Source organism: Vibrio ponticus (assembly GCF_009938225.1).
GTDB lineage: Bacteria > Pseudomonadota > Gammaproteobacteria > Enterobacterales > Vibrionaceae > Vibrio > Vibrio ponticus.
The window spans coordinates 39,127-63,174 of sequence record NZ_AP019658.1 but is presented as its reverse complement, the minus strand read 5'-3'; the positions used below and the strand labels follow the sequence as shown (position 1 = coordinate 63,174).

The 24,048-nt window shown below is 45.2% G+C and carries 20 protein-coding genes; 5 read left to right on the top strand and 15 right to left on the bottom strand.

Annotated elements, in window-relative coordinates; translation table 11 throughout:
* Window positions 1-489: 489 nt before the first annotated feature.
* Entirely contained in the window at window positions 490-1,818 is a 1,329-nt protein-coding gene (locus GZN30_RS14885; RefSeq protein ID WP_075647629.1) for a sensor domain-containing diguanylate cyclase, read from the top strand.
* 60 nt (window positions 1,819-1,878) lie between these two features.
* Here GZN30_RS14885 and GZN30_RS14880 read toward each other — a convergent pair whose 3' ends face one another.
* The 9 genes from GZN30_RS14880 to GZN30_RS21455 all read right to left on the bottom strand — a co-directional run bounded on the left by GZN30_RS14880 (window position 1,879) and on the right by GZN30_RS21455 (window position 10,990).
* Window positions 1,879-2,589: a class I SAM-dependent methyltransferase gene (locus GZN30_RS14880; protein WP_075647630.1), complete on the bottom strand. Its 711-nt coding sequence runs from the start codon at window positions 2,587-2,589 to the stop codon at window positions 1,879-1,881.
* Window positions 2,590-2,613: 24 nt separating this feature from the next.
* On the bottom strand, window positions 2,614-3,258 hold the full coding sequence (locus GZN30_RS14875) for a LysE family translocator (protein WP_075647631.1): 645 nt from the start codon (window positions 3,256-3,258) through the stop codon (window positions 2,614-2,616).
* 598 nt (window positions 3,259-3,856) lie between these two features.
* The gene (locus GZN30_RS14870) at window positions 3,857-4,345 is read right to left on the bottom strand and encodes a GNAT family N-acetyltransferase (protein ID WP_075647632.1); all 489 of its coding nucleotides are present in this window, start codon (window positions 4,343-4,345) and stop codon (window positions 3,857-3,859) included.
* A gap of 200 nt (window positions 4,346-4,545) precedes the next feature.
* On the bottom strand, window positions 4,546-4,803 hold the full coding sequence (locus GZN30_RS14865) for a YjhX family toxin (RefSeq protein ID WP_075647633.1): 258 nt from the start codon (window positions 4,801-4,803) through the stop codon (window positions 4,546-4,548).
* A gap of 972 nt (window positions 4,804-5,775) precedes the next feature.
* Window positions 5,776-6,072, bottom strand: coding sequence for a 2TM domain-containing protein (locus GZN30_RS14860; RefSeq protein ID WP_232060511.1), 297 nt, complete (start codon window positions 6,070-6,072; stop codon window positions 5,776-5,778).
* A 540-nt stretch (window positions 6,073-6,612) separates the two neighbouring features.
* Entirely contained in the window at window positions 6,613-7,422 is an 810-nt protein-coding gene (gene yidA, locus GZN30_RS14855) for a sugar-phosphatase (RefSeq protein ID WP_075652480.1), read from the bottom strand.
* A 143-nt stretch (window positions 7,423-7,565) separates the two neighbouring features.
* The gene (locus GZN30_RS14850; protein ID WP_075652479.1) at window positions 7,566-9,776 is read right to left on the bottom strand and encodes an FUSC family protein; all 2,211 of its coding nucleotides are present in this window, start codon (window positions 9,774-9,776) and stop codon (window positions 7,566-7,568) included.
* Window positions 9,777-9,778: 2 nt separating this feature from the next.
* Complete coding sequence (locus tag GZN30_RS14845) at window positions 9,779-10,684, bottom strand: HlyD family secretion protein (protein ID WP_075652478.1); 906 nt, start codon at window positions 10,682-10,684, stop codon at window positions 9,779-9,781.
* 18 nt (window positions 10,685-10,702) lie between these two features.
* A complete protein-coding gene (locus GZN30_RS21455; RefSeq protein WP_269472809.1) occupies window positions 10,703-10,990 on the bottom strand; it encodes a DUF1656 domain-containing protein in 288 nt (95 codons plus the stop codon).
* A gap of 101 nt (window positions 10,991-11,091) precedes the next feature.
* Here GZN30_RS21455 and GZN30_RS14835 point away from each other — a divergent pair, with 101 nt between their 5' ends.
* Entirely contained in the window at window positions 11,092-11,982 is an 891-nt protein-coding gene (locus GZN30_RS14835; RefSeq protein WP_075652477.1) for a LysR family transcriptional regulator, read from the top strand.
* Between the two features lie 48 nt (window positions 11,983-12,030).
* On the top strand, window positions 12,031-12,699 hold the full coding sequence (locus tag GZN30_RS14830; RefSeq protein WP_075652476.1) for a CatA-like O-acetyltransferase: 669 nt from the start codon (window positions 12,031-12,033) through the stop codon (window positions 12,697-12,699).
* Window positions 12,700-12,783: 84 nt separating this feature from the next.
* Here GZN30_RS14830 and GZN30_RS14825 read toward each other — a convergent pair whose 3' ends face one another.
* Entirely contained in the window at window positions 12,784-13,278 is a 495-nt protein-coding gene (locus tag GZN30_RS14825; protein WP_075652475.1) for a GNAT family N-acetyltransferase, read from the bottom strand.
* Window positions 13,279-13,280: 2 nt separating this feature from the next.
* Complete coding sequence (locus tag GZN30_RS14820) at window positions 13,281-13,610, bottom strand: hypothetical protein (RefSeq protein WP_075652474.1); 330 nt, start codon at window positions 13,608-13,610, stop codon at window positions 13,281-13,283.
* Window positions 13,611-13,866: 256 nt separating this feature from the next.
* Here GZN30_RS14820 and GZN30_RS14815 point away from each other — a divergent pair, with 256 nt between their 5' ends.
* Entirely contained in the window at window positions 13,867-14,451 is a 585-nt protein-coding gene (locus GZN30_RS14815) for a TetR/AcrR family transcriptional regulator (protein ID WP_075652473.1), read from the top strand.
* Window positions 14,452-14,552: 101 nt separating this feature from the next.
* Window positions 14,553-15,584 carry an NADP-dependent oxidoreductase gene (locus GZN30_RS14810; protein WP_075652472.1) on the top strand — a complete coding sequence of 344 codons (1,032 nt, stop codon included), beginning with the start codon at window positions 14,553-14,555 and terminating at the stop codon, window positions 15,582-15,584.
* Window positions 15,585-15,650: 66 nt separating this feature from the next.
* Here the strand turns inward: GZN30_RS14810 and GZN30_RS14805 are convergent, their stop codons facing one another.
* From GZN30_RS14805 to prpF, 4 genes are all read right to left on the bottom strand, one after another.
* Window positions 15,651-18,800: an efflux RND transporter permease subunit gene (locus GZN30_RS14805; RefSeq protein ID WP_075652471.1), complete on the bottom strand. Its 3,150-nt coding sequence runs from the start codon at window positions 18,798-18,800 to the stop codon at window positions 15,651-15,653.
* A 12-nt stretch (window positions 18,801-18,812) separates the two neighbouring features.
* Entirely contained in the window at window positions 18,813-19,958 is a 1,146-nt protein-coding gene (locus GZN30_RS14800) for an efflux RND transporter periplasmic adaptor subunit (protein ID WP_075652470.1), read from the bottom strand.
* 850 nt (window positions 19,959-20,808) lie between these two features.
* Window positions 20,809-22,686, bottom strand: a complete 1,878-nt coding sequence (locus GZN30_RS14795) for a propionyl-CoA synthetase (protein WP_075648048.1) — start codon at window positions 22,684-22,686, stop codon at window positions 20,809-20,811.
* Between the two features lie 171 nt (window positions 22,687-22,857).
* Window positions 22,858-24,042 (bottom strand): 2-methylaconitate cis-trans isomerase PrpF, encoded by a 1,185-nt coding sequence (gene prpF, locus GZN30_RS14790; protein ID WP_075648049.1) that lies wholly within the window; start codon window positions 24,040-24,042, stop codon window positions 22,858-22,860.
* Between the last annotated feature and the right edge of the window lie 6 nt (window positions 24,043-24,048).

The following is a 24,048-nucleotide window of genomic DNA, read 5'->3' as shown; positions in this document are numbered from 1 at the left end:
ATAGTGTCACCTCCCCCTTCCTGTACTTAGAGCATCTCCCAAATCGTTTCAATTATAGCCACGTTTGATATCTATACTTAAGTTATTGATTAAAAATCACTCTAAGCAAAAAGCGGATTTAAATTTACCTTATCGACTACTTTTTTTAATCAACAACATCGATCGTCTCGATCAATCCTATCGATCGATAAGCATTCCCTTAAGTACGATAAAAATTTTTAATCAAAACAACTGGTAATAATCATCGACCAATTACTCAATATGCGTATAATTTCGCAAATATTGCGAGAAATAGCTCATAAATACATCGCAAGGTCGTTAATCACGTCGTTTACCTAACCCTCTTCACACTTTAATCAAACTCAATGTTTGTTTTTGGTTTGAATTTATTTCCCATCATAAGTGAACGTGAACGGCGTTAAATAAATATGGATATTTAACAATTAGTACGGAAGAAATAATAACAAGTATCTAACAGGAACAATTAGTGTGGTGAAACTTACGAAAGTAACTTTGATTTTATCCTCACTGCTAATATGTACTGAATTGCTATCATCCAAGCTAACTAGCATCAATCATGAACAGCACTCTAAACAAGTTATCAGTAAGCTAAATAAAGAAATCAAAACCGTTTTCAATGATGCATTGATAACTTCTGAAGTGTTAAAAGAGATGACCCTACTCTCTGGCGATCGCACTATTTGTCAGCAAAAATTCAATCAACTAAGTAAAAAACTATTAGAAACATATAGTAATGTCGATGGACTACTTTACCTACCCAATGGTATCGTCGAATTCGCTTACCCATATCAAGAACATAAATTGGCTATCGGTCACAATGTTCTGGCAGATCAAAATAGAAAACGCGGCGCAAACAAATCGATTGAAAGCAGTGAGACAACCATTATCGGACCGTTAAAATTAGTCCAAAACGGTAAGATTGCATTTATCCTCCGCAAGAGTATTTCCGATGAAAACGGATTTATCGGGCTGACTTCTTCAGTTGTTTATCTCGATTCAATACTTACGAAAATTGAAGCCAAGCTAAAAGAATTCAACGTTCAACATTACACCATTGTTGGTTACAACCCTGATAGCACACTGGATGCAGATCGAGTTATCAGCTCTAATGGGTCAATGGATAAAACAAATATTTATAAAGATCAGCTGCATGTTTTTGAAACTAAATGGGATATATGCATCTCTCCAAATAGCTTTGATTTTATCACTCGCCTTGGCGTGTTCTTATCGCTCTCAGCCTTTTTACTATTAATATTTGGGCTAATTAACTACTTTAACAAATATAAGGATGCCGACAAACAGAGGCACAATCTTCAAAAAGAAGCCCATACCGATTTTCTCACTGGTCTTCTCAATCGAAGAGGCTTTGAATCCAAATTTGATAGTATTAAACATCACTGTCACGTTGGTACCATTGCGATTTTTGATATCGACTTTTTCAAGAATATCAATGACACCTATGGGCATGATATTGGGGATATCGTATTGGTTCAGTTTGCAAAAATTTGCTCAGACTCGATTCAAGAAGATGCCATCTTTTCAAGAACAGGGGGGGAAGAGTTTATGCTGCTCATGCCAAATACCGATGACAATCAAGCACAAGCGATATGTGAATTGCTTAGACAGGCTGTCGCTAACACCCCATTGATAATTGAACATCAGCAGATCAATATTACCGTCAGTATTGGCATAGCAAGCTTTGCAAGCTCTGACAAAATGGAGACAGCCGTCAGTTCTGCTGATAAAGCGCTTTACCTAGCGAAAAGAACCGGACGCAATCGCGTTTGTGTCAACTAATCAAGAACGATTAAGATGAGCGGGGAATCGCCTACCCCGCTCTGATTTATCATATTGGTCTTAATTCAAACGATAGATCGATTGATAAGTCCGCACTTCTACACAATGCAGCTTTGCCAACTGATTCAGTTGCTCAACAACCAACTCAAAAACGCCGTCAGCGCCAAATTTATCGACCAACCTTTGGTAGCATGTAGAGGACGAAAAGAGTACATGTGCCAGTTGTTGGCTATCTAATTCAAGCTCAATACAACCCTGCTCACAAGCAAGCTCTTGCAGTGGCTCGCAATCACTAAAGTTGATGGCATGATCGTAACCTGATGAGCTTGACGCAATCTCAATACCCAAGTGTTGCATGAACTTAGCCAGTTGCACCTCGAAGTCATACGCGATGACTAAAGCCTTGTCTGCACCAACACGTTGCAGTTCTTTAACTAACGCATCAGACTTGGCGTAATAAAGTGAACCGGCGAAGGTAATCACATCCGCTGTGTTATCGGAAAGCGGGATGTTTTCCCCATCCCCAACTAAGTAGCGTGCATTGACGATAGTTTGCGCCTGGTTAAGCATCGCCTCGCTAGGTTCAACACCGACCACCTCGGCGCAATATGGGCTAAGCGCGAGCGTTGACACACCAGTGCCACAACCGATATCTAATCCAAACTCAAATCTAGGCTTATTGTCCAATAGCGATTTAAGGATCATTTGGTGGATAGGTGGACGGTAAGCGGCATAGTGCTTAGATACTTCGTCATTGTATTGTTCACTCAAAATAAAAACTCCTAACTAAACCGACTATTGGCTTACCAACGATTTGAGAAATAATAGCTTAAGTCCAAAACCAACAAACACCACGCCCGTAACAGATTTTAACCAACCATTCGCTCTACCGTGACGCACTTTTTGCCCAACTTTAGACAGCAAAGTGATCACCCCAGCAAACCAAATAAAGTTCACACAGGCATGTAAGGTCACCAACAAATAAGCATTTTGAGGGCTTTGACTTAAAGAAATAAACTGGGGAAAAACCGCGAGATAAAACATCGACACTTTAGGGTTAAGCACGTTGGTGATAAAGCCTTGTAGCCATGCTTCTTTAAACGAGAGTTCGCGGTTACTCTCTTTGATATCAGGGTCGATATTTATTGGTTTTTTCCTTGCAGAAAGAATCGACTGAACGCCCATCCAGCAAAGATAGGCAGCACCCAGCACCTTAAACACCAAGAAAGCCTGCGCCGACTGCACTAGCAGTAAAGAGATCCCTAAGATGGAAAGGGTGCCGTGAATATAGAATGCCCCCAGAAAGCCCAATATATTGAAATAGGCAGCCTTCGAGCCATACAGTGTTGCTGTCCGGACAATCAAAACGCCGTTGGGTCCCGGAGAAATCACCAGCAGTGCTGCGAGAAAAACGAAACTTGATATCGCAATAAGATCCATCGCCTTTTTCCTTTATTCGGCTCTCGGTTAATCGCACTTAATATTCTATTGAAGAGCCTTGCTTCAAACGCACTCATGGTTACACAAGGTTCTCGATGATTCGAGATTGCAGTTTCAGCAAATGAGAATCTTATTGGGGAATTTGTAAATATCGGAGATGGATCATTTTTGGCTTAGTGTTGCTGTATGTACCGCTTATTAGACTGCCGATTTCTTTACCGTTGTAGTCAGCGGTCCAGTTACTCTTTGTCTTACCAAAGAGTAACCAGAAAGGCGCTTTTGTATTGCGCGCGTTGTTCAGCCGGTTTTAGGCGTTCCCGACGCCGAAAACCTAAAAATGCTATCCTGCATTTTTGCTTAATGATGTAGCAATGTTAACTGAATCGTTTTTGGACAAAGGTGTGTTAAAGGAAGTTTCACTCGCTTCGACGACTGTCCAATATTGCTCAAGTAGATCACTTACCAACACATAGATGTCCAACGTATTCTCGATAGCTGATTACAGCCGTAACGACGTTAACGAAAATAGATACCGTTTGAAATACAAGAGCCCCGAATCGATGCTCGGGGCTTTATCAATTTAGAGAGAAAACAGCACCTATATGTACTTTCTCAGCTTAATCATATCCATCCCGTCAGCTCTTACGTGGAATTTAATGTCGATCGGTCTAAAGTCATTTTTAATTAGAAGCCTGAGCATTCTTTTATTGTCTGAATATACTGATGCATCAACTGATTGATAAGAAGTATTCTTCACCATCTCTATACACTGTGAAACAAGCTGCTGTCCAATACCTTTGTTTTGACTATGGCTGTCCACAACTAACAGAAATAACTCGAATCCTTCCCACTTACTGGACTTACACAGCAATAAACCATCGAAATTATCTTCGTTCTCATATACCAAGAACTCGACACCATTGTTCATTTGTTCTTCTAGTATTCCTTCAATGTCAGCAGTGTCAAATTCTACCAACGAAGTGGTTAGAAATTTGAACGACTCACTATTGCTCAAACATCTATTGAGTAAATCATGTACTTTGTCTAGGTCAGATTTACTTACTTGCGGGTCAATTAGCTTAATCATTACGATATTTACTCCAAAATAGTTGTTAATTTGTGATTACTGCGCTTGGCTTAATTGAAACAGGAACCGATATTCAAGAATAAGTTGGGACAACTCTCAGCGATTATCAAACGTCTCTTTACAAAGCCATTAAAGCGCAGCGTTTTTTCTGAATACTTCCACATATCTAAACGAGATATGCAGTCAGAAATTACTCTGGTTTAACAGCGTTGAAACATTTGCGATCGAACTGAATTAGCCCCTAATCGAGTAATACGATAAGGCTGGCCTTTTTTCGAGCTAATGAGTTTCTTGCTTTTTAAGCGTTTGAAGATATCAAGCGTACAGTTAGACAGTACGGCTCCGTCACGGGTATAGCAGACAACTTCAAGGACTTTGCCTTTTTCACGGCAATAGTGAATTTCGCCACCAAGTGCGAGTACGTGTAAAACGCGTTGATCGTTTTTAGATATGTTCACTGGAGTAATCCCATTTTTTACAATTGCAAAGAATTACCACCTATCAAATAATGAAGGCGGGTATTTGGCTTTTTAAATGTTCTCTAGTCGCTTTGGACTATGAACGTGCAATTGTTCGGGACTCTAGCAAAAACTCTCCAGTGAAATTAGAAATGAAATAAATCGCGGCAACTGTAGAAGTGGAATAACAGAATGTCAATCAAAAACGCAGTTACCCCCGTCGATACATGTGGGATCATTACATAAGCCAGCCTCGTCCTTGGTGAGAAAATGTATCCCATTAGATTGCTTACTTCACATTATTGATAGGTTTAACTAAAACAGAATGGGGCAAATCCGAGTCACAACTATATATCAATATTAGCCATTCATTCACTAAACAGTAGATCCTTCCAAACAGCCAAAGATATGCATCGCCCAAGGTAAAAATTCAGGACAGAATTTTTAGGTTTTCGGCGTCGGGAACGCCTAAAACCGACCGGACCACACCAGCAGACTAAAGCGCCTTTCTGGTTACTCTTTGGTAAGACAAAGAGTAACTGGACCGCTTATCGCAAAGTGAAAGAAAACGGCAGACTACTAAGCGGGACATACCTACTAACCAAGTCACCGAATCAAAAAAAACAAAAACCAAGATTCCCCGCCTTCGCGTGGAATGACAAAGGTTGAGTCTATCGTTCAGAAGCACATGAGTAGCAAATCATCACGATAAGGCAAAGAGTAACTGGACCGCTTACACCAAGCAAAAGAGAGCGACAAACTACTAAGCGGGACATACCCACTCACTAAGTCACCGAATCAAAAAACAAAAACCAAGATTCCCCGCCTTCGCGTGGAATGACAAAGTTTGAGTCTATCGTTCAAAAGCGCATGAGTAGCAAATCATCACGGTAAGACAAAGAGTAACTGGACCGCTTACACCAAGCGAAAGAAAGCGACACACTACTAAGCGGGACATACCTATCCAGCAAGCTAAGCATCACGGTTATTTAACTTATTTAACCGCTTCTCCACTTCCTTTTTCTCCCAGTCATAACCCAAGAAATTAAACGGCTCAAATGCCTTAATCGCATGTGAAACGATAAAGATCCCCCAGCCTAAAGCGGGATAAATTGCCCAAAGATCCTCTGTACCAGCCACGAAATTAATAACAAACAATAGGCATATTACCGACAAGTAGTGAGTTAGGTGAGAATAAAACTCTTTGATTTTCTTTACTTGAGCCAGTACATGTTCCTGCTGCTCGGTTGTGTGCATTGCTTGATTCATTTTATTACCCTTTCATTTAACGTTGTCGTTTGATGCGGTAATAATAATTGAAGTTATGGCGTCAAAAATTCCTGTGCGACGAATTGCCGGAAATAGGAGATGAAGTGTCGATAACTAGGATAAAGCGCCTACGCGGGAATAATAAAATTTGAGTCTAGCACCCCAAAATGACCTAGCCGATACAACTACAACACTAGGTAAAAATGCAGGACAGCATTTTTAGGTTTTCGGCGTCGGGAACGCCTAAAACCGACCGGACCACACCAGCAGACTAAAGCGCCTTTCTGGTTACTCTTTGGAAAGACAAAGAGTAACTGGACCGCTTACACCAAGTGAAAGAAAGCGGCAGACTACTAAGCGGGACATACCCACTCACTAAGTTACCGAATCAACAAAAGCCAGATTCCCCGCCTTCGCGTGGAATGACAGAGTTTGAGTCTTGTGCGCGAAAGCGAGAGAATGACAAAGTTTGAGTCCAACATAAAAAAATGGCCATTCACCACCGTGAACAGCCACCTCTTCAACAAAGACAAACCTTAATTAAGCATTAAGAATAAAATCTTCAATCACTACCGCTACACCATCTTCGTCGTTGCTAAGGGTAATATGATTCGCCAACGCTTTAATATCATCCGTTGCGTTACCCATCGCGACGCCAAGACCGGCGTACTTAATCATATGGTGATCGTTACCTGCATCACCCATACAAATCACTTCACTTGCATCAAAACCTAGATGCTCGGCAAGCATGGCAACGCCAGTGCCTTTGTTACTATTGGCATTCATGATTTCAAGGAAGAATGGCGCGCTTTGCACTACGGTGTATTGCTGGTAAAGCTCCGCTGGTAGTTGTTCAATCGCACCCGTTAGGATTGATGCTTCTGCCACCATCATAACTTTGATGATCTCTTCATCATCAGAAAGCTCAGTGAAATCCATCACGGTGCTTGGTACGCCGTTGATATCAGATTCGTGCTTGGTGTACGGATTATCCGCTTCTGTGATCAAACCGCGCTCAGGTGAGAAAGCATGCACAAATGTACCTAAATCACGAGCGAGGCTGGCGATATTTTTTGCATCCAATCCGGTTAGAATTTGTTTGCGAATCACCTCTTTGCTCGCTACGCGCTGTACCAATGACGCGTTGTAGCTCAACACGTAATCTTGATCGCTGTGCATTTCCAGCTCAGACAATGAGGTCAGCATACCTTCTAGAGGTCGGCCGGATGCAAGCACCACGACCACGCCTTTATCACGCGCGGCTTGAATGGCTTGCTTGGTACGAGGGGTGATGGCTTTTTGCGAGTTAAGCAGTGTGCCATCCATATCTAAGGCAACCAGTTTGTACATGTGAAATTCCATGGCTAACGACAAATTTTGATAGCGCATCTTAAAGAATTTTTGTGACTAACTCGACAACAATTGATGACAAAATAACAAATTCTCACCCAAGATTGATGCCTATCAACAGTCCTCACCATAGATAGCACTGGCTAAATCGTAAACGGCGATAAGCGCAGTTGATAAAAGTCCTTCACGCTGGTGTCTTGCTGCAATTGCTGTAAAGATTCAACCAAGATTTGCATCGACACCAATAGCTGATAGCTCTGATCCGCTTGCGGCTGACTAAACGCAATTTGCAGCGGAGAGCTCCCCTCAAAGCCATACAAATAGTGCTGTAGTTGCTGCTGCAACTGGCGTAACACAATGGCATGATGTCGGTTATCTTCGCTAATCATGCTGGTATCGAGCAATTTGGTCATCTCAGCTATCGAGCGTTGAATCAATCTATCGATACCCGCATGGAAACTACTTTGCTGCCATTGACGATAGCTGTCAGCAAATGCGCGATAATGCAAACACAAGCTATAGGCTCGAGCGATCAACTGTTCGGCTTCGGCTTTATCCAGTTCTGGATACATCTGCCAATTGATCACATTAATCGCCGCCTCTGCACCCGCCACTGCTTTGACCGCAACGGGACTAACAAAGGTTACCCAGGGTTGACGTTGCGAGGTTAATAAACTTTGTAAGTTTGCCTGCAAGCTGCGACGAAAATGCCCTAATTGACGCAAAAATACGCGCTCTGGGTTGGCTGAAAACACCCCATGATTGACAAAGAAAATCACCAACATGCCAAAGGTAAACAGCATTAACACCAGTAGCGAATATTGAATGTCATAAGTGGGCGTCAGTTGCATCGCACTGTTGGTCATCAACACTAAGTTCATCGTGCCAAGTAAGCGATGGAAAATCTGCTGCGGCTGATTGAAGACAAACCAAATCACAAAGCTGTTGATAAAGTAAAAGCCTCCTAGCTGCCAGATTTCACTAAAGTGCGGCAAAATGAAGATGTATTGCAGCAACACAACGCCCGCCCAACCGAGCATGTAAAACAGCAATGAGCGAGTACTCGCAAACGGCATCGACAGCACTACAGCACCAAAAGCGCCACCAAACAGAACAATCATCGGTCCACCGGGTGTTGGTACATAGAGCCACAGTGCCATTGAGATCCACAACATGATGGAGACTTTAAGCGCATTAATCGCGCGCTCAGGATCAATACTCAACCATGGGCGCTTTTGAGCACTCAGGTTGGCTTGAAACTGGGTTTTCTCTTCTTGTTCAGTAGCCAATGAATGATGCGTAAAACCCAGCGCCTCCAGCAAGGTAGCGTGCATTTTATGATGGTAAGCGTCCATTTGATTGAGGATCTTCTCCATCGCCCTTAGCGCGCCATGAGAATGCCCCGCATCATCAGGTTGTGGCTGTAGATCAATACTCGCTGCGACTGGGTTATCTAATTTCTCTGCCAACTGGTCATACTCAAGCCAAGAGTCTTGAGCAAGGCGAATTTGTAGCAACGTAGATGCTCGCTGAGCACGCAGCAACAAATGGTCGAGCACTCGCTTAATTTCATCTTGCTGAGTTTGACTGAATGGCTTATCGACTAAGCGAGTCGCTTCATACAAATGACCGCAAAGCAAAGTCCACTGATTTTGCTGTTTCAGCAGTTGCTGCCATTTTTGCTCTGCACTGCTTAACTCATAGCTGTCCGCCATCGCCGCATGGATCAAGTCTTCTAAACGACTTAAGCGTTTAATACTGTTACCTAACGAGTAATCACGGCGTAGATGCCCCGTTTGCTCCAAGTCTGAGATGATTTCAGCCACTAATGCTGCTTGCTGATCAAAGTAACTTTGCAGCGTTTGCAGTAATAGCGTGCGGCTTGATGCCGGCCACAACAAACTGAACACCAGAGAAAAACAGACCACGCCAAGAATCGTTTCTTGAATACGTAACACCGCAACAGTGAATGTTTGCGTGCCAGAGAAGCCGCCCATCACCATCACTAACGTAGCGACCATCATCGCGATAGACCAAGCGTAACCGTTACGAGGGTTAGTTTGGTGATAAACACAAAGCGCGGCAAACAGGCTATAGCAAACGAGTAATTCGATTGGCTGCTGGGCATAGAGCCCAATCATAACAAACGCGACCAACACACCAAAAAAAGTGCCGACGATACGTTGGCGTCCTTTCTTGAGTGAGTGACCGGTTGACTCTGTCACCGCCATCACCACAACAGAGAATGCCGCCCAGTACGGCTTCTCCCAACCTAACCAAAGCGCACTGACGATAGCTAACGTCAGTGCTAAAGCCACTTTGAGCGGCAATCGATACCGAAGACCAACCATCATGCTTACTCCGCAAGATTAGCGATGAGTGACTCCAAATCGAGCTGAGGGTGTTTGTGAATCACAATGGTGGCACTTGAGCCAACACGCAACTGTATATCGCTAGGTAGCGTTTCTAAACGTACGCGCACAGGAATGCGTTGCGCCAGTCGAATCCATTGAAAAGTCGGGCTAACATTGGGTAGCAGCGAAACACCGGTACTGCCATCTTTATGTGCAATGCCGTAGCCAATGCTGTCCACTTGCGCTTGCAAAGGCTGACCGTGATAGGACATCAAAGTAACCGTGGCTGGCGCACCAGAAATCACATCATTGATATCGGTCTCTTTGAAAAAGCCTTCAATCCAGAAGCTATTTTTATCCACCAAAGCAACCATCGGCTGGTTCGCCACCACTTGGCTACCAACGCGCAGATTCAAGTTGGTGATGTAACCATCCACTGGCGCCGTAATTTGGGTAAAGCTTAAGTTCAGTTGCGCCTCTTCAAGTGCGGCTTTCGCCACCGTCACACCCGCTTTAGCCGACTCAACCGCATTGGCTTGTTGTGTCAGCATCAGTTGTGAAATCGAGCCCGGCTGCTTACGAGCAAGAGAATGCCCGCGATGAGATTCATCCGTGGCACGTTTCAATAATGTCTCTGCCTGAACAAGGCTTGCCTGTGCTTTGGCAAGCGCCGCTTGATAAGTTCGCGGATCGACTTCGAACAACAGTTGCCCAGCTTTGACTTCGCTGTTGTCGCTCACATGAATCGCAACTAATGGTCCGGTGACACGTGGGGTGACTTGCACAATTTGCGCGCGTACTTGCCCATCACGCGTCCAAGGATTGGTGATGTACTGCTGATACTTCCAACCGATCGCCATTAGCGCCAATACGACAATTAAACCGGTTACAAAAACTCGCTTCTTCACTGTTTCACTCTCACTTAATCAACTAGGAAAAACAAACGTACCAATCAGCACGGTATAAATAATCGCCATCGACATCTCGACCAATGGCGGGCTGACAACATAGCGATGCCAACGCAAGCGATTGAGAAGCCGCGTAGTCAGTGAGGTACAAATAACACCGAAGAAACCCGCCACTAATAACGGTGGCAAATAGATATCTCCAATGGCAATTTCTTGGGGAATAGCAATGAGCAATGCAGAGCCTCGCAGGGAAATTAAAATCGGGTTGGAACACAATCGGAATGATTTCGACGTGATGTTAATCACAAATAACCGAGAGATAAATGCACGCAAAGGGATTACACTAACAACCAATAGTTTCGAATAAAGATGGCTAAAAACCACTTTTGGTTTTTAATGGAGGCGATATGGATCGAATTACCAGCATGGAAATTTTTGTACGTGCGGTACAACTTGGCTCCTTTGCCGCCGTTGCGGACGAACGTGGCATTAGCGCACAAATGGTCGGCAAACATGTTCGAGGCTTAGAGGCAGGGCTAGGCACTAAGCTGCTGGCTAAATCGACCCGTTTTCAAAAGGTCACTGCCGCAGGAGAACGCTACTACCAACGCTGTTTAACTATCCTAGCTGAGCTCAAAGCCGCAGAAGAAGACATCTACCGCAACATGAACGAGCCCAGTGGCACGCTTAAGATTTGCACTGGTGTGAATGTTGGCATCAAAGTATTAGCGCCAAGCCTTGCACGCTTTATGCAGCGCTACCCAAAGTTAGAGATTGATCTGGTGGTCGACAATCGCCTGCCTGATATTAAGAAAGATGGCTTTGAAGTGATTTTCCGCGACAAAGTGGATGGCTATGAAAACCTCATCGCCCACAAACTAAAAAGCTTTGAGATGATTGTCTGTGCCTCACCTGAGTATTTGCAGCAGCACGGCACACCAAACCATCCAGATGAGTTAAGCGATCACCAATGTTTACAATCGAGCTTGCTCTATTTAAACCATAACTGGAGCTTTTTTGATGGTAAACAACACTTTAAGCCCGAGGTATCCTCTAAACTCACCATCAATAGCGGTCAAGCGATGATGAGCGCAGCGATTGAGGGCGCAGGCATTACGATGCAACCTATCTTTCAAGTCAATAATGCGCTAAAAGATGGGCGCTTGATTCAAGTTCTCGCGGATTATCAATTGCCAGAGGTTAGCCTATACATGATTTACCTGCCCTCTTTACGCAATACCGCCAGATTGACCTTGCTTAAAGAGCATCTACAACAAACCCTAAAACAATACGTATAAACGGTTCCTAAGCTCTCGGAGCAAAAGGGATACACTAGGATTATAAACATGGCATATACAGTGCTGGATGTCGCTCAATGGGCGCGCGCTGAACACTTCAAGTTTTACCAAGGCTTTAGCCACCCTTGGTACAATATCTGTAGCAACCTCGATGTCAGTGAGCTTTATCGATACTGTAAGCAGCACGGACATCGATTCTTCCATGCTTATCTCTATCTAACTCAGCAGGCGCTTAATAAGAGTGAACCTATGGCAACGCGCTTGGTTGGGGATGAAGTGCGCATCTACTCACCGATGCATGTTAGCGTCGCGATTCTTGCTGACGATGATACGGTGCGTTTTTGTGACCTGCCTTATCAACCTAAGTTCGCGGATTTCTGCCACAGCGCTACTGAAACCGAGCAGAGAGTGAAAAACACGCCGTTCATTTTAGAGCAGTTTATTGGTCAAGAGATGTTGCAAAACACCATTCATCTGACGGTTCTGCCATGGGTTGATTTCACCAGTATGAGCCATGCACGAGATACCAACTTTCCCGATAGTGTGCCTAAAATGGCGTATGGTAAGTTAACCCAAGAAGGTGAAGGTTGGCGTATGCCACTATCACTTGAAGTGCATCATGGTTTGATGGATGGTTTGCATGTCGGTCAGTTCATTCATACCCTGCAATCGCTATTCAATAATCCTCAGTTGCTCGACGACAACTCTGATGGCTAATTCTGGCAAATAATGCCGGCAACCAATACTCGAAAATCACGCTTATAAATGGGATCTCAGATGAGCAATAAGTGACAATGTCACTTAATCTAGTACTTTATGCATCATCTCTAGATCCCATTGCTGACCTTGGAATTGACATATTCCCTGCTCAACCTTTGTGGTAGTAAAACCCAGCGACTGATAACAACGTTTTGCCACTTGATTGTGACTAAACACCGCAAGAGACAATGAAGTGGCATTAAACTCACTTTGCGCATTTTGCATCAATTGTGTCAGCATCACTTGCGATAACTGCTGACCACGAAATTCTTTGCTGATAAATACGCGGCAGATCTTAAAGCTATTGAGAGATTCTCGATACAGCTCTACATACCCCGCGTTGGCTTGATCAACGCAAAACAGATAAGCATAAACGTCAGGGTTGGCGCAGTGTTCATCCAACTGCTGTTGAGTCAGTGGAAAACAGAATTTAGGACCACCCCAAAGGTAATTGAGCTCATCGCTATCAATCCAATCAACTAGACACTGATAATCCGTTACAGTGAAGGCTCTAAGTTGGGTGCGTATGGTTTTCATCCTTAGCGTTTTTGGCTCAAGTAATGACTCAAATAATCTTGCGCATCACCAAGCGAGTCAGATAGCGTTTGGCGATTTTGCGTATTGCCTCTCGCCACGCAATGTAAGTGAACTTCTCTTAATGCTGGCAACAAATAGTTCTGCTCATCAACATTCATCGCAGCAGCTTGCTGAAGCTCATCAAGTCGCGATTTGACTAACTTTTTCAACTGACCATATTCCGCCGAGATAACGGTAAGATCCATATCCGTGAGTGTCAGTTTGTCCATCACTCGGTCAAATTTAGACTTGAGTTCGGTTAACTCGTTAAGCACCGCATTTTCTTTAGACATCAAATAAAGCTCCTAATTTAGGCAAAACTTATATGAGCATGAAAGCCCCCAAGCAACAATAGAACAGCTTAAATTATTCAATAACTTACATAATAAAATCTCAATTCAGAGATCTTCATCAATATTTGCAAACCGTAAACGCAAGATGAATTCCTTGCTGTTTTTCGTCAAGGCGCAAACCAAACTCATACCTACCTTTCCGCCGCCGCCAACACAAAACTAGACGACTGGTCTAATTGATTGTATGGTATTGGGCATGAACGCAAAAACCAACGACACGCGCCAACATATCTTAGAGGTTGGCTATCGGCTTATCGTCAACAAAGGCTTTACCGCAGTCGGCTTATCCGAGCTGCTCAAAGCGGCTGATGTACCTAAAGGTTCCTTCTATCACTACTTCAAATCCAAAGAGCAATTTGGTGAAGCGCTGATCGAAGAGTACTTCCGTAGCTACTTGCAGCGAATTGATGTCTTGTTCAGCAACCCTGAACTGCCCGCTTACCAACGCCTAATTAACTACTTCTCAATGTGGCTAGAAGTAAACAACGGTGTCTGCAATGCCAATAAATGCTTGGTGGTGAAATTAAGCGCCGAAGTCTCCGATCTTTCCGATGCAATGCGTATCTCACTCGCGCGAGGTGCATCGCAAATCATTCAGGCACTCGAAAATTGTATTGAGCAAGGGATCCAAGATGGCTCTATTGACGTATCAAACAGTAATCAGATTGCTTCCCAGCTGTATCAACAGTGGTTAGGCGCGAGCCTGCTTAACAAACTGATGCCTGATCAAACCCACCTTGAGCTAAGTTTGATCGCCACACAACAGCTATTAAAAGCTTAAAACCCTCCCGCCAAAACCTCAGATTGATTGGCGGGATTTTTTTGCACCGAACACTAGACGACTGGTCTATTTTTAAAGTGAGTAACATGGAGAAGAACAACATGACCGACCCAGTAAATCGCCGTATCGTCCTCGCCTCTCGCCCGGTTGGGGCACCGACTGCCGAAAACTTTCGCCAAGAAAATGTCGCGCTGCCAAACCCAAATGACGGCGAAATTCTACTGCGCAGTGTCTACCTCTCTCTTGACCCATACATGCGCGGACGTATGAATGATGCCAAATCATACGCCGATCCTGTCACGATTGACGAGGTGATGGTTGGTGGCACAGTCTGTCAGGTAGTGGAAACTAAGCATAACAACTTTGATAAAGGTGAGTGGGTACTCGCTTATACCGGTTGGCAGGACTACGGCATCTCTAATGGCGAAGGATTAATTAAGCTAGGTATGCATCCAAGCCATCCTTCATACGCGCTGGGCGTTATGGGTATGCCAGGTTTTACTGCCTATATGGGACTGTTAGATATCGGTCAGCCAAAGCAAGGTGACACATTAGTGGTTGCTGCTGCAACGGGCGCTGTGGGCTCTATGGTGGGTCAAATCGGCAAGCTTAAGGGCTGTCGCGTTATTGGCGTAGCTGGCGGCGAAGAGAAATGCCGCTATGCGGTTGAACAACTTGGCTTTGATCATTGTATCGACCACAAAGCCGACGACTTTGTCGAGCAACTCGCCGCTGCATGTGAGAGCGGCATTGATATCTATTATGAGAACGTTGGCGGCAAAGTGTTTGATGCTGTATTACCACTACTCAACACTGGCGCGCGTATTCCTCTATGTGGCTTGATTTCACAATACAACGCCACCGCGCTACCTGACGGTCCAGATCGCATGTCGATGCTGATGGCGCAACTGCTGATCAAGCGCATCAAGATGCAAGGCTTTATCATCTTTGATGACTACGCACACCGCTACGGCGAGTTCGCGGCTGATATGTCGAAATGGCTAGCAGAGGGCAAAATTCACTACCGTGAGCATCTTGTAGAAGGGCTGGAAAATGCGCCCCAAGCATTCATCGGTCTGCTAGAAGGTAAGAACTTTGGTAAGCTCGTTATCCAAACCAATCAACCACTTTAGATTGGAACAGCGCGCATAAAAAAGGGTCGACACTGTCGACCCTTTTGCTTAGCTGTTAGCTAAAGATTATTTCGCTTCAGCTTTTTCCAATTTGCTTTGGCGGTACTCTTCGCGCTCACGCTTACTAAACATGCGTTCAACCACGACGAAGAATAGCGGTACAAAGAAGATGCCTAGGAAGGTAGAACCCACCATGCCACCTAGTACACCAGTACCGATAGCGTTTTGTGCACCAGAACCTACACCCGAGCTGATTGCTAGTGGCACAACACCTAGACCGAACGCTAGTGATGTCATTAGGATCGGACGTAGACGAACACGCACAGCGTGCAGTGTTGCATCACGTAGGCTTGCACCTTTCTCGTAGTACTCTTTAGCAAACTCAACGATTAGGATCGCGTTCTTAGTCGCTAGACCAACAGTCGTTAGAAGACCTACTTGGAAGAATACGTCGTTTGGCAGACCACGCGCGTTCATCGCGATGATGGCACCGATAACACCTAGAGGCACAACCAGAATTACCGCGATAGGCACTGACCAGCTCTCGTATAGCGCCGCCAATACTAGGAATACAACTAGGATTGATAGAGCGTAAAGCGCTGGCGCTTGGTTACCAGATAGACGTTCTTCATAAGATAGACCGTTCCATTCGATACCAAAGCCCGTTGGCAGTTTCGCCGCCATGTTTTCGATGTCGGTCATCGCCGCACCCGTACTGTAACCAGGAATTGGCGCACCTTGGATGTTCACCGCTGGTAGACCGTTGAAACGCTCTAGACGTGGTGGACCATATTCCCATGAACCGGTTGCGAATGCAGAGAATGGCACCATCTCACCCATGCTGTTACGTACGAACCACTTATCAAGGTCTTCTGGTTGCATGCGGTATTGATCTTCACCTTGCACCATTACTTTCTTGATACGACCACGGTCGATAAAGTCGTTCACGTAAGAGCCACCCCACGCAGAAGCCAACACAGAGTTTACTTCAGCAATGTTTAGGTTAAGCGCACGCAGTTTAGAATGGTCGATGTGCAATTGGTAAATTGGCGCATCTTCTTGACCATTTGGACGAACACCGACAAGGTTCGGATCTTGCGCTGCCATACCTAGCATTTGGTTACGAGCGGCAATTAGCGCATCATGACCATGACCACTACGGTCTTGTAGGTAGAAGTCAAAACCACCTGCTGTACCCAGTTCCATTACCGCTGGCGGTACAAACGCAAATACCATCGCTTCTTTGATCTGCATGAATGCGCCCATTGCGCGACCCGCTACAGATTGAACGTCAGTACCTGGCTCGGTACGCTCATCCCATGGTTTAAGGTTGATGAACGCCATACCCATGTTTTGACCCATACCAGCAAAGCTGAAGCCCGCTACGGTAAACACAGATTCTACAGAGGCTGCTTCTTGGGTATTTAGGTAGGTTTCCATCTTATCCAGCACTTTCAGCGTACTTTCTTGCGATGAGTTTGCTGGCAGAATTGCTTGAGCAAACATTACGCCTTGGTCTTCATCTGGAAGGAAGGCGGTTGGCATGCGCAAGAATAGGTAACCGGTACCGATAGTGATCGCGATAAACACCAAGAACATACGACCAGTACGTTTGATGATGCTCGCTACACCTGATTCGTAACGGTTAGTACAGCTATCGAACCAACGGTTAAATGCACCGAAGAAGCCTTTATCTGTGTAAGCGTGACCTTTCTCAACTTGCTTAAGCATAGTTGCACAAAGTGCTGGTGTCAGAATCATCGCCACCAGTACCGATAGCGCCATCGCAGATACGATAGTGATCGAGAACTGACGGTAGATAACACCGGTCGAACCTGACATAAATGCCATTGGAACGAATACCGCAGATAACGTTAGACCGATACCAATCAGTGCACCAGTGATCTGGTCCATAGACTTACGCGTCGCTTCAAGCGGCGTACAGCCTTCTTCTGACATGATACGTTCAACGTTCTCTACTACAACGATGGCGTCATCCACCAGAAGACCGATGGCGAGTACCATCGCAAACATCGTCAGCATGTTTACTGAGAAGCCTGCTGCCGCCAAGATACCGAATGTACCTAGCAGTACAACCGGAACCGCGATCATCGGGATAAGCGTAGCGCGGAAGTTCTGCAAGAATAGGTACATGATAACGAATACCAGTACGATCGCTTCTAGCAGTGTCTTCACCACACCTTCAATCGAGCTACTAACGAATGGCGTAGTATCGAATGGTACAACCATTTCTAGACCTGGTGGGAAGAACTCTTCCAGCTCAGACATACGTTCAAGAACGGCGTCTTTAGTGTCTAGTGCGTTCGCGCCACTCGCTAGCTGAATTGCGATACCTGACGCGGCTTTACCATTATAAAGACCTTCGATCATGTAGCTTTCAGCGCCTTTTTCAACTTTGGCTACATCGCTTAGTAATACTTTTGCACCTGTAGTATCAGACTTCAGCACAATGTTGCTGAACTCTTCAGGCGTTTGCAGTAACGATGACGATGAAATCGTTGCGTTAAGCTGCTGACCTTGCACAGATGGCGCAGCACCCAACTGACCTGCAGAAACCTGAGCGTTTTGCTCACGAAGCGCATTGATTATGTCGTTAGTAGTGAGGTTGTATTGATTCAATTTCAGTGGGTCGAGCCAAATACGCATTGCGTACTGAGCACCGAACAACTGAATATCACCTACACCTGCCACACGGCTGATCGGGTCTTGAATGTTAGATGCTACGTAGTCCCCGATATCGGCTTTATCCATGCTGCCATCTTCAGATACGAAGGCGACAACCATCAAGAAACCACTACCCGCTTTGTTTACGCTTACACCCTGAGCCTGCACTACTTGAGGTAGCAAAGGCATTGCCAATTGCAGTTTGTTCTGCACTTGTACTTGGGCGATATCAACATCAGCTTCTGCGTTAAACGTTAGCTTGATTGATGCGTTACCAAAACTGTCACTCTCAGAGCTGATGTAACGTAAGTGGTCAAGACCAGTCATACGTTGCTCAATAACCTGGGTTACTGAGTCTTCTACTGTCTTCGCTGACGCACCTGGGTAGTTAGCACTTACTACTACCGTTGGTGGCGCAATTGTTGGGTATTGCGATACAGGAAGAGCAAAAATCGACAGCGCACCTGCAAGCATGATGATGATTGCAATCACCCATGCAAAGATCGGTCGATCGATAAAATAACGAGCCATTATGAATCCCTATTAGCTTGCTTTAGCATCGCTGATCAGTGACGGAGCAACCGCAGCTCCTGGACGGATTTTTTGTAATCCTTCCACAATGATCTTATCGCCTTCTTTCAAACCAGAAGTAATTAGCCATTGGTTATCAATTGCTTCCGCAGTCGTTACGATGCGAGATTCAACTTTGTTGTTTGCATCCACAACCATAGCGATAGCTTGACCACGTGGGTTACGAGTAATTGATTTTTGTGGCACTAGAATCGCTGCTGGATCGGTACCAACCGTGATGATTGTGCGTACAAACATACCAGGAAGTAGAATACCTTCTGGGTTCGGGAACTCTGCACGTAGCGTTACTGCACCTGTGGTTTCATTGACGGTTACTTCAGCAAACTTCATTGAACCTTGGTGAGGGTAAACCGTGCCATCTTCCAGAATCAGACGTACTTGCGCTGATTCAGGCTGCTGTAGCTGACCACTTGCAATACGTTGCTTTAAACGCAGCATTTGTGTGCTTGATTGCGCGATATCAACATTGATTGGATCAAGTTGAGAAATCTTCGCTAGCGCTTGTGGCTGGTTAGCCGTAACTAGCGCACCAGGCGTCACGCTCGATTTTCCAATTTGACCAGAAATAGGCGCTTGCACTTTTGTGTAAGCTAGGCTGATTTCAGCGTTATTGATTGCCGCTTTAGCCACAGCTACACTTGCTTTCGCTTCAAGGTATGCAGCTTCCGCTTGATCGAAATCTTGTTGGCTGATTGCTTTTGTTTTCAACAGCTCTTTAAAACGCTTCGCCGTCGCACCTGTTGATGCTAACGCTGCTTCAGCGCGTTTTAGTTCTGCTTTAGTACTAATCAGTGCCGCTGCATAAGTTGCATCATCAATTTGGTACAGAGATTGACCTTGTTCTACATAACCACCTTCGGTAAAGCTACGTGCAAGCACGATACCGTTTACCTGTGGACGAACTTCGGCTTCCATATACGCTCGGCTGCGACCAGGCAATTCCATCGTAATTGCTTGTGGTTGGCTTTTCAGTTCGATGATATTAACCGGAACAGCCGGTGGTGTTTGGTCTTGAGATGCCGCATGTGACGACATGTCACAACCAGACAACCACAATGCAAGCGAAATTGCAGATGCAATCCTAAGTTTGTTGTTCATTTAATCTCCATTGAAAAATTTCAACTTAACGCAGATCGTTACCCTAAAAATGGAATTGTGTTAATCGCCAAATAGGCAAAACACACCCAATGTAAGAGTGCTTTATTTATAAAATTTGAAAACCACCCTTCTAGTGAAAAGGCGTTTACTATCCAGGTGGTAAATAACGCAGGTAATATGCCACAAATAGTGGGATCAATGTAGAGAAAAATATCGAATTAATAAATAATTTTTCTAGAACAAGTAACCAATTCTTACCATTAGCCATTTTTCTTGTGTTGATTAAAATATTTTATTTACTGCCATTTAATTTTATTTTACATAAACAAAACAAATAGATCTGAGCAACACTTTCATAAAACAAATCAAAATAGTCATTACCCCCTTCAGAGACACCTGACTATCGTCATATAAATCATACACATAAACAAACGCCCTCATAAATAGCACTTTCCAACCAGCCGTGCATTCGCTCAACATGCAAACAATACTGGGCTAATTACCAAACATAATGAGTAAAATATTTGTTAATAACAAAAGAATTTAATTATTGCATTTTAAGAAAAAACGTGAGCAATTGACGGTGAAATTTTTATTCTATTCCGATAAGAGAGAATGGGTATTGATAACCATTTTATTAAAGTGAGATGAAGAATCTTGCTATCAAAAAATGGATTATTTCAACTGTTATTTTTTAAATAGTAAATCGATAACGCTATTCTTAGCGCTTATTTGCTGCTTTCTACCATCAATGTCATCTTTCATTTCCTTTGATTAAGCTGAGCTGCGAAAAGAAAACAAAAAGAGCAACTCACCGAGTTGCTCTTTCAACCATATCAATTTTTCAGCGCTAACTTCTCAGCACGCGTTCAATTTCACTGATGCTGGTTGGGTCATCAATCGTAGATGGTACGGTGTAGGATTCGCCATCAGCGATTTGGCGAATCGTGCGACGCAAAATCTTACCGGAACGGGTCTTGGGTAGACGCTCGACCACTAAGGCATGCTTAAAGCAGGCTACTGCGCCAATCGAGTCGCGCACTTTACTGACTAACTCACCTTCCAGCTCTAACGAGTCAATGCTCACGCCATCTTTGAGCACCACAAAACCAAGCGGAAGCTGCCCTTTAAGCTCGTCATGGATACCCACGACCGCACACTCTGCAATTGCAGGGTGTCCGCCAACAATCTCTTCCATTTCACCGGTAGATAAACGGTGACCGGCAACGTTGATTACGTCATCAATGCGCCCCATGATGAATAGGTAACCTTCTTGATCAAAATAGCCACCGTCTCCAGAAACATAATAACCTGGGAACTGGCTGAGATAACCCGTTTCAAAGCGATCGTGGTTGCGCCATACCGTAGGTAGGCAGCTTGGTGGCAGTGGACGCTTGAGTGCAACAAAGCCTTGTTGATTCGCTGCCACAGGCTCACCTAACTCGTTGAGGATTTCAACCTGATAACCAGGAATTGGCTTAGTTGCCGAACCTGCTTTAACTGGCATGAGCTCGACACCGGTTGGGTTACCCGCAATTGCCCAGCCAGTTTCCGTTTGCCACCAGTGGTCAATCACCGGCTTGTTCGCTTTACTCTCGACCCATTCTAATGTTGGCGGATCGAGGCGCTCACCCGCCATAAAGATCGCTTTGAGTGAAGACAAGTCGTACTGCTTGAGGCAATCGCCATCGGGATCTTCTTTCTTGATTGCGCGAAATGCCGTTGGCGCTGAAAACAGAGCATCAACCTGGTACTCTTCGCACACTCGCCAAAATGCACCAGGATCTGGCGTGCGTACTGGTTTACCCTCATACAAAATCGTTGTGCAACCATGGATCAGTGGTGCGTAGACAATATAAGAGTGACCCACAACCCAGCCCACGTCCGACGCTGCCCAGAAAACACCATCTTGCGGGATATTGTAGATAGTAGACATGGAATACTTCATCGCAACGGCATGACCGCCATTATCACGTACAACGCCTTTAGGCTTACCCGTGGTGCCTGAGGTATAAAGGATATAAAGCGGATCAGTCGCAAGCACAGGGACACAAGCGTGAGGAAGCGCGGCTTGGAACGCTTGCTGCCAATCGATATCTCGCTCTTGAGTCAATTCAGCTGGGCACTGAGGACGCTGCAACACAAATACTTTCTCAGGCTTCCAGCGGCTATCCATGATCGCTTTATCGACCATCGGTTTGTAGGGGATCACTTTATTGACCTCAATCCCGCACGAAGCAGTTAACACGACTTTTGGCTCAGCATCTTCAATGCGCACAGCCAATTCATTTGGAGCAAAGCCACCAAATACCACCGAATGAATAGCACCAAGGCGAGCACAAGCCAGCATTGCCATCGCCGCTTCTGGGATCATCGGCATATAGATCACCACACGGTCCCCTTTTGTCACACCTTGCTCCGCCAGCATGCCCGCGATTCGTGCCACTTGATCGCGCATTCCTTGGTAAGTGTAACTTTGTTTAGCTCCCGTCACTGGCGAGTCATAAATCAGCGCCGTATTTTCACCTCGCCCTTGCTCACAATGGTAATCCAGCGCCAACCAACAGGTGTTTAATACACCATCAGGGAACCACCTTTCGATGCCATTTTCATCATTAGCTAAGATCGTCTTTGGCGCTTCAAACCAATCAATCTGTTGCGCTTGCTGTTGCCAAAACTGTTCGGGTTGCTGTTTCGCCCATTGATATTGTTCTAGATATGCAGACATTTTGCTTCCTCCAGTATCCCCCTATGACTTAGCGATAAAGCAACAAGCTTTATGTGGTGTTGCTCAACCACCACAACGGCTACGCTAAATCATTGGGATATATGTCTTTCTATCGCTCCTTGCGGTTAAAGCGATATCTCAAATTCTTTTTTAGTTATTAGCTGCTCGTATTTACTCGAATACGTTGAAGGGTACACGCACGAACCCCTCCATAAGCACTCTGGCACTGCGGCTCATCGACACCTTATTGATTGTCCATTCACCACTCATTAGACTCGCCTGTGCGCCCACTTTTAGCGTGCCCGATGGGTGACCAAAGGTGACGCTACTCTTCTCACCGCCACCAGCGGCTAAGTTGACCAAGGTACCCGGTACACTGGCAGCAGACGCAATCGCCACCGCTGCCGTACCCATCATGGCATGGTGCAGCTTGCCCATTGATAACGCTCTAACATGCAAGTCAATCTCGTCGGCGGTGATGGTTTTACCACTAGAAGAGAGGCAAGTTTGCGCGGGCGAAACAAACGCAATTTTGGGCGTATGTTGGCGGCTTTTCGCTTCCTCTAAATCAGCAATCAGCCCCATTTTGAGTGCGCCGTAACTGCGGATGGTTTCAAACATCGCTAACGCTTTTTCATCGTTGTTGATCTCTTCTTGCAGCTCAGTGCCTTGGTAGCCAAGTGATTCCGCATCAATAAAGATGGTGGGAATTCCTGCGGTAATTAAGCTGGCGTTAAAAGTGCCAATCCCAGGGACATCGAGGCGATCAATCAGATTACCGGTAGGAAATAGGCTGCTGTCTCCTGCTGCCGGGTCAAGAAAGTCCACTTGGATTTCTGCGGCTGGGAAAGTCACACCATCGAGTTCAAAATCACCGGTTTCTTGCACCCGACCATCAATCATTGGCACGTGGACGATAATGGTTTTGTTGATGTTAGCCTGCCATACCCGCACCTCGGCAATGCCATTGCGAGGCAATCGCTCTGAGCTGACTAAGCCCGCTTGAATTGCAAATGGTCCGACTGCGGCGGAGAGATTGCCGCAGTTACCACTCCAATCAACAAATGGCTTGTCGATAGAAACTTGCCCAAACAGATAATCAACATCGTGATCGGGTTGCTCGCTGGCAGACACAATCACGGTTTTGCTAGTGCTTGACGTTGCGCCGCCCATGCCATCAATTTGTTTGGCATAAGGATCGGGGCTACCAATCACGCGCATCAGTAACTTGTCACGCGCTTCACCTGGATGCTGCGCTTCTGGCGGCAAGTCATTAAGGCTAAAGAACACCCCTTTACTGGTGCCGCCACGCATGTAAGTAGCAGGTACGCGAATTTGAGGTTTGGTTCGAATCATGTTCAC

Excerpts from the sequence above, each read along its gene's own strand:
- GZN30_RS14875 (WP_075647631.1), bottom strand. The coding sequence starts at position 3,258 with ATGGATCTTATTGCGATATCAAGTTTCGTTTTTCTCGCAGCACTGCTG.
- GZN30_RS14870 (WP_075647632.1), bottom strand. The coding sequence starts at position 4,345 with ATGATTAAGCTAATTGACCCGCAAGTAAGTAAATCTGACCTAGACAAA.
- GZN30_RS14860 (WP_232060511.1), bottom strand. The coding sequence starts at position 6,072 with ATGAATCAAGCAATGCACACAACCGAGCAGCAGGAACATGTACTGGCT.
- yidA (WP_075652480.1), bottom strand. The coding sequence starts at position 7,422 with ATGTACAAACTGGTTGCCTTAGATATGGATGGCACACTGCTTAACTCG.
- GZN30_RS14850 (WP_075652479.1), bottom strand. The coding sequence starts at position 9,776 with ATGATGGTTGGTCTTCGGTATCGATTGCCGCTCAAAGTGGCTTTAGCA.
- GZN30_RS14835 (WP_075652477.1), top strand. The coding sequence starts at position 11,092 with ATGGATCGAATTACCAGCATGGAAATTTTTGTACGTGCGGTACAACTT.
- GZN30_RS14830 (WP_075652476.1), top strand. The coding sequence starts at position 12,031 with ATGGCATATACAGTGCTGGATGTCGCTCAATGGGCGCGCGCTGAACAC.
- GZN30_RS14825 (WP_075652475.1), bottom strand. The coding sequence starts at position 13,278 with ATGAAAACCATACGCACCCAACTTAGAGCCTTCACTGTAACGGATTAT.
- GZN30_RS14820 (WP_075652474.1), bottom strand. The coding sequence starts at position 13,610 with ATGTCTAAAGAAAATGCGGTGCTTAACGAGTTAACCGAACTCAAGTCT.
- GZN30_RS14815 (WP_075652473.1), top strand. The coding sequence starts at position 13,867 with ATGAACGCAAAAACCAACGACACGCGCCAACATATCTTAGAGGTTGGC.
- GZN30_RS14810 (WP_075652472.1), top strand. The coding sequence starts at position 14,553 with ATGACCGACCCAGTAAATCGCCGTATCGTCCTCGCCTCTCGCCCGGTT.
- GZN30_RS14805 (WP_075652471.1), bottom strand. The coding sequence starts at position 18,800 with ATGGCTCGTTATTTTATCGATCGACCGATCTTTGCATGGGTGATTGCA.
- GZN30_RS14800 (WP_075652470.1), bottom strand. The coding sequence starts at position 19,958 with ATGAACAACAAACTTAGGATTGCATCTGCAATTTCGCTTGCATTGTGG.
- GZN30_RS14795 (WP_075648048.1), bottom strand. The coding sequence starts at position 22,686 with ATGTCTGCATATCTAGAACAATATCAATGGGCGAAACAGCAACCCGAA.
- prpF (WP_075648049.1), bottom strand. The coding sequence starts at position 24,042 with ATGATTCGAACCAAACCTCAAATTCGCGTACCTGCTACTTACATGCGT.